This window comes from Comamonas sp. NyZ500, assembly GCF_016772095.1.
Classification (GTDB): Bacteria; Pseudomonadota; Gammaproteobacteria; order Burkholderiales; family Burkholderiaceae_C; genus Comamonas; species Comamonas thiooxydans.
In genome coordinates this window covers 1-2,909 of the sequence record NZ_JAEIJE010000047.1, presented here as the reverse complement: position 1 = coordinate 2,909, position 2,909 = coordinate 1, and the positions used below count along the sequence as shown (strand labels likewise).

General features: G+C 63.8%; 5 protein-coding genes. All 5 read left to right on the top strand.

The genetic code is table 11. From position 1 onward, the window contains the following. Positions 1 to 197 precede the first annotated feature (197 nt). The 5 genes from JAO85_RS25455 to JAO85_RS25435 all read left to right on the top strand — a co-directional run bounded on the left by JAO85_RS25455 (position 198) and on the right by JAO85_RS25435 (position 2,447). Complete coding sequence (locus tag JAO85_RS25455) at positions 198 to 638, top strand: single-stranded DNA-binding protein (RefSeq protein ID WP_009242153.1); 441 nt, start codon at positions 198 to 200, stop codon at positions 636 to 638. A 2-nt stretch (positions 639 to 640) separates the two neighbouring features. After that, on the top strand, positions 641 to 820 hold the full coding sequence (locus tag JAO85_RS25450) for a hypothetical protein (RefSeq protein WP_009242152.1): 180 nt from the start codon (positions 641 to 643) through the stop codon (positions 818 to 820). An 82-nt stretch (positions 821 to 902) separates the two neighbouring features. Beyond that, positions 903 to 1,730 carry a DUF932 domain-containing protein gene (locus JAO85_RS25445; protein ID WP_017510838.1) on the top strand — a complete coding sequence of 276 codons (828 nt, stop codon included), beginning with the start codon at positions 903 to 905 and terminating at the stop codon, positions 1,728 to 1,730. A 69-nt stretch (positions 1,731 to 1,799) separates the two neighbouring features. Further along, positions 1,800 to 2,108 carry a hypothetical protein gene (locus JAO85_RS25440; protein ID WP_009242150.1) on the top strand — a complete coding sequence of 103 codons (309 nt, stop codon included), beginning with the start codon at positions 1,800 to 1,802 and terminating at the stop codon, positions 2,106 to 2,108. Between the two features lie 108 nt (positions 2,109 to 2,216). Beyond that, on the top strand, positions 2,217 to 2,447 hold the full coding sequence (locus JAO85_RS25435) for a hypothetical protein (protein WP_017510837.1): 231 nt from the start codon (positions 2,217 to 2,219) through the stop codon (positions 2,445 to 2,447). Positions 2,448 to 2,909 lie beyond the last annotated feature (462 nt).

Genomic DNA, 2,909 nt, shown 5'->3' with positions numbered 1-2,909 from the left:
GAGGCTCCAAGGTAGCTTGCCTGAACCCCGAAGAAACACAAGCCCGGAACCCGCGAAAAATCAGGCTTTTTTCTCTCGCAAACTATTGACGGTCAATAGTTTTATGGTACAATATGACTCATGGTGTAGGAACAAAGAACGGTTCTACACCAGGCAGCAAAGACCACCATCAACCGAGCAAAAAAGGAGCTTCGATCATGGCCAGCATCAACACTTTCACCATCGTGGGCAACGTGACCAAGGACGTGGAATTGCGCTACACGCCCAGCGGCACGCCTTCCGTGACCTTCACTGTCGCCGTGGATAACGTCTATTTCGACCGCGACGGCAAGAAGCACGAAGAAACCGACTTCATCCCGGTGACGACCTACGGCAAGCAAGCCGAGAACGACGCCAAGTTTCTGAAGAAGGGTTCCACCGTGGCGGTGATGGGCCGGATTCGTAGCTGGTACAAGCAGGCCGAACGCAAGGGCGGTTTCAACTTCGAGGCCGAGCGCGTGCAGTACCTGGGCCGTCCCAGCGGCAACCGTGCAGGCGGTGACGCTGGCCAGCAGCAGCAAGGCCCCGGCAACGCCGAGCACGACGACTGGATGCGCGACTACGACAGCACCGAGCAAGCCGGTCAAGGCCGCCGCTAATCATGGCCAGCAGCTTTACCCGTGATGAGCTTTTCGACTTGGAATATGCAGTGAAGAACCTCATCGACGACAAAAAAGACTACTGCCCGAACGAAGAAGGCACCGCCGAGGCGGTGGCCCGCTTGGAAGACCTCCAAGCCAAGATTCAAGGGATGTTGCGCGAATCCGCGCCGCAGACCTGAACAACCGATAGGCCCGGCGAGCAGGCCGGGCTTATCGGCCCTCAAACCCCTAGACCATCATCAACTCACTGGAGAAATGACCATGCAACTCGCAAGCCGCTTCCGCAATGCTTCCGGTATCCGTGCCGACATGCCCTTGTCGGATGACCAAATCCGCAACGTGGCCCCCTCGATCTTTGCCGAGGCCGCCCACGAAAGCCGCTCCGCGCGTTACACCTATATCCCGACCATTGACGTTTTGAACGGCCTGCGCAAAGAGGGTTTCCAGCCCTTCATGGTTTGCCAGACCCGCGTGCGCAACGAGGAAAAGCGCGAGCACACCAAGCACATGATCCGCCTGCGCCACGCCGACCAGATCACTGGCCGCGAGGCGAACGAAATCATCCTGCTGAACAGCCACGACGGCACCAGCAGCTACCAGATGCTGGCCGGCATGTTCCGCTTTGTGTGCTCTAACGGCATGGTATGCGGCGAGACAACCAGCGACATCCGCGTGCGCCATAACGGCGACGTGGTGGGCGAAGTGATCGAAGGTGCTTTCAAGGTGCTGGACAGCTTCGAGGAAGCCACCGCCCAGCGCGAGGCCATGCAGGTGCTCACGCTCAACCAGGGCGAACAGGCCGCCTTTGCCCGCGCTGCACTGGCCCTGAAGTACGACGACCAGGACAGCGGGGCGGTGCCCGTCACTGAATCCCAAATCCTGGCCCCGCGCCGCTTCGAGGATCGCCGCGACGACATGTGGACGACCTTCAACCGCGTGCAGGAAAACATGATGAAGGGCGGACTGCGCGGCCGCAACCGCAGCGGCCGCACCACCACAACGCGCCCGGTCAACGGCATTGACCAGAGCGTTAAGCTGAACCGTGCCTTGTGGGTGCTGGCCGAGGAAATGCGCCGCCTGAAGGGCTAACCCGAGCCGCCCGGCCACGCTGGACGCGCGGCCGGGCATCCCTCCCGCCACTACACGAAGGACGACACCATGAGCAGCCACCACGAATGGGCCGAGGAAGTCACCGCCCAGCACGACGCGCAAAAGCCCTATGCACCCGAGAACGGCCAGCCCTTGCGATTCAAGGCCGGTGATCCGGTGATTTACACGAACCCGGCAGGCATTGAGTTTCCCTTGCGCGTCACCGGCTTCTATCAGCGCCCGGCTTCGCCGTGCGGCCAGTACGCGAACGGAGCGCGCTATCTGCTGGACTGGGATTGCCCGTGGTTCCCGGTTCCCGAATCCCGCTTGCGCCTGGATGAATCCCGCGCCGTGCCCGAGCTGGAGGCCGCCGCCTAAATCGGAGCGCCGTCCGCTGGCCGGCGCTGCAACCCGCTGATGCGCACCAGGGCGAGCAGGCCCGCGCGTGAGCTTCACCCTTAGACCATCCAACCCGAGGATATGACCATGAGCAAGACCGCCGCCGACACCGCCACCAACGAACTGATCCGCCACGCTATCGCGGCATGGGGCTACTTGGTGCGCTGGGGTTCCCGCCTGACCCTGGCCGAGTTTGCGGCCGTGATCCGCCGTCACTCGTCCCATGAACGCGCCGAGGCCCTGGCCGCCGCGCTCGAATCGGCCACGGGCTTTGTGGCCCGCGACTGGCGCGGCTTCCGCGCCAACTGGCAATGCTGATGACCACCGCCCGCCTGCGCGGGCGGGCGCTCTTGGGGCTGCACCCCGCCGCGCGGCATCCTGCTGGGCTTGGCCGGCACGGCTTCGCCGTCCCGGCGTGGCCCTTTTTCGGGTGTGCGCCGTGGGCGTGAGAGCTGGCCAGGGCTTTGGTGCCCGCAAGCCGAAACGCGGGCTTTGCCCGGTATGTGCAAAGCGCGGCATGACGCAATGGCGGGCTACGCCTGCGGGGATGCTCCGCTGGTGCCAGTATTGCCAGCACAGCGAAGGGCAGGGCGTCTATGACCTGTTGCACCAGGATTCCCGCCATCGTTAGGGCGTCTCCCCTACGGGGCCGGGCTTTCGTGCTGCGCATCGAGCCGCCTGCGGCGTCTCGCCCCTTCGGGCATCAATCCCTGACGCCTCCGCGCCGTGCCGGCGCTGCGCGCTCCGCTTGCCGGGCCTGAAGGCCCAGCCGAGGAACTT